The organism is Halorientalis persicus (assembly GCF_900110215.1).
Taxonomy (GTDB): Archaea; Halobacteriota; Halobacteria; order Halobacteriales; family Haloarculaceae; genus Halorientalis; species Halorientalis persica.
In genome coordinates this window covers 1-2,899 of sequence record NZ_FOCX01000089.1, presented here as the reverse complement: position 1 = coordinate 2,899, position 2,899 = coordinate 1, and the positions used below count along the sequence as shown (strand labels likewise).

Annotated in this window: 1 protein-coding gene; it reads right to left on the bottom strand. The window is 56.3% G+C overall.

Annotated elements, in window-relative coordinates:
* Window positions 1-834 precede the first annotated feature (834 nt).
* Window positions 835-1,107 (bottom strand): hypothetical protein, encoded by a 273-nt coding sequence (locus tag BMX17_RS24650; protein ID WP_092665244.1) that lies wholly within the window; start codon window positions 1,105-1,107, stop codon window positions 835-837.
* Window positions 1,108-2,899 lie beyond the last annotated feature (1,792 nt).

Sequence of the window (2,899 nt, the reverse complement as noted above, 5' to 3'; positions counted from 1 at the left end):
TCTGGCGCAGCGACCGCGAGCACGCCGAGGGCTGGCAGGGGCCACACGGCGACGGTCGCCGAGTCGATCACACTCCCTCTCGTCCCACGTCCACTGGCCATCCCAGTCGGAGTGAGCGGGGCAGTTCCAGATCCAGTCCCAGCCCCAGTCCCTTCGGTCCTACTCGGGCACCACCGAACACTGTCTCCCCCATGGGCACGGCCAACACCTCTCCCGAGCCCTCCACACTTGCACCCGTCCACCGAACCCGACCACGCACACACCACTCCCCATCACACTCGACGATCAGAGCGGGACACGTAGTGGACAGTCTGCCTATGTTGGAAGCAAGTCCCCACTTCGTCTTCACTATCCACTGTCTCTCTATATACCGAGTCCGACTTCTCTCCCTCCTGGCACCACCGCCGCCTCTCTTCCCCGTCACCAAGAGCCTCCTGTCCCACCTGTCCGACTTCGACGCCAGCACCAGCCATCCGGGATCGCGCGCAACGACCACCGGGAGTGAGCACGATGGAGCGCAGTCCGCGCCCGACCGAGCGAATTCCTGAGCGAGGGACGGAGCGCGTGACTGCCACCGCTCCAGTCGAGTGCCCGGACCACCAGCAAACGAGAGACGACCTTCCCTACTTCTCTGCGATGTGCCCGCACTTCTTGCACCGCAGAGTTTTCACGAGTCCAGCCTCCCGTCTGGTCCCGCCCTCGAACGTCACCCCTTCCACGATGGGGCCATCCCCACACCGACCGCACTGGCCGGCGGCGTCCGGCTGAGCCGTCGAAGCCGGGCTCGTGGAGCTCTGCTCCACGGCGTCCTGACTCGCGGGTACCTCGCAGTCCTCACACATCTCGGTCACCTCCTGCCACGCCCGCCGCCGCCACCGCCTCCTCGATCTCGAGGGCTGGCTGGTACACCAGGATCTCGTCGGTGGGCATCTCCCCCGTGCTCTTGCACACGGGGAAGTTCGACTCGTCCGTGCAGAATTCCAGTAGGCACGCGAGCCCACAGAAGTGCAACTCTCCGTCGACGGCGCTGCCCTTCCAGTCCCCCGGTGCGAGTATCTCTATCTGGGTCGTCTCCTCGCAGTCTGTGTTCTGACACTCGTCGTACATGGCTGTGTTGTCCTCACTCGACCTGCCAGAGACAAATCCCTATCCACCCAGCCTGTCGTGGCTCCAGTTGCGAAGCCGCCCGACTCTCTCGAGTCCGTCTGTCTATCTATCCTGTGTGCTATTGCCGGCGCTGTTTGTCATCGCGCTCGTCAGGGGACCACTCAATCTGCGACTGTTTTGGTGTGCCCACGTTGACGACTCACTCTATCTGGTGATCCGTATCTGTCGCTGGTGCGAGGGCCCCCCATCCCCGTTCGATGGCTTCGACGTCGTCATCTCCATCTCTTGGCGCCGCCAGCTGCCCGACTGTCTCTCTGCTCTAGTCCAGTCCACCCGAGTCTCGGCTGTCCGCTGTCCTGGTGTGGCGACGGCCCCCTATGTCTCCGACCGACGCCACCCGGTGCTGCACGGTTGGACCCCCCGTCAACAGCGCCGGCGCTGCCCGGCGCGTCTGTGTGTCATATTCTGTATGTACCCCAACGCCCCGGTACTCCAACTGGCTGTGCCCTGGCCCGACCTCCCCCGCCCTCTCTCCGACCTCCTGCACACCCCTCATTATACCTGCTATACCTCCCCTTTACTTAGGACTGCAAACCAGGTATAATCGGCATATTTTACCCCCCTTACGGAATTAAAATGACGGAACCGAGCGCTAAGTCGATTTAAACGACGGAACCTAACCATATGGAATCGGATATTAAGACAGATGACGACAGAACCTCCACTCAAACCGCAGAAATACCGCTTTACAGATTTTATCTTGTTGAGATCCCGCTCTGAGTTATTGACCGTCAGATTACTATATAGAACACCGATGTCCAAAAACACCGAAAAGAACCGAGGTTCTGTCGAGGTTTCTGGTTCTATGAATATGTCAACCCCCCTCTTATCGACAGCTTTTGCGGGCTTCAGTATCTTTACCTACAAGTTTCGGCTGTTTTTACCCGCAATTTAGCTTTTCTAATTACCCTCGTGAAAAAGAACGGGCCGAACAGGGGTGTTCCCCTGATTATCGGCAATTACATAGATTTACTCCATGGAATATTCTTCGTATCCCTACAGAGTACGACAGAACCTCGGCCGTACTCATATTTTTCTCCTTGTTAGATTTGCATTCTGGCTTTTACAGTCTGTATTCTCCCTCAGTACGACAGAACCTCGGCCGTACTCGTATTTTTCTCCTTGTTAGCTTTACATTCTAGCTTTTACAGCCTGTATTGTCCGCCAGTACGACAGAACCTCGGTTGTACTCGTATTTTTCTCTTTGTTAGCTTTGCATTCTAGCTTTTACAGCCTGTATTGTCCGTCAGTACGACAGAACCTGTACTAATTCGGCATTTTTCTTTCTATTGTATCTATAATTAACCACCGAGGCCGAACCCGCTTTTGAGGAGGGGCGAAAAAGTCTCTAAGAGGTTTTTTCAGATTTCTCCCTGTATTTTCCGCTACCAAAAACTGAGAAGAGAGTTCCCATAAGGAAGATGAGTGTTTCCGTGTAGCTGGATTGGTGATCTCGGTTCCAGAGGGAGACGATCAAGCCCCAGTGATTCCTCTCGTCGGTCTTGGATAGGGAAATAGAAGGGGAGATGCAGGGCGCTGTTAGCTATCTGTTTCGGCTCTCAAGTTCGGTCCACATGTCTTCATCCCAGTTGATGGAGTGGTAGATCGAGTATGGACAGACGTCTTTCCCGATGCAATAGCGTTGCATTGACTCGTGGTCACAGCCACGTGGGAGTGGGACTTGCTCGGATCCATCGTCACTTCGCACCCCACCATGCTCTAGTTCGTATCG

Coding starts and splice junctions, on each gene's coding strand:
- BMX17_RS24650 (WP_092665244.1), bottom strand. CDS start 1,107: ATGTACGACGAGTGTCAGAACACAGACTGCGAGGAGACGACCCAGATA.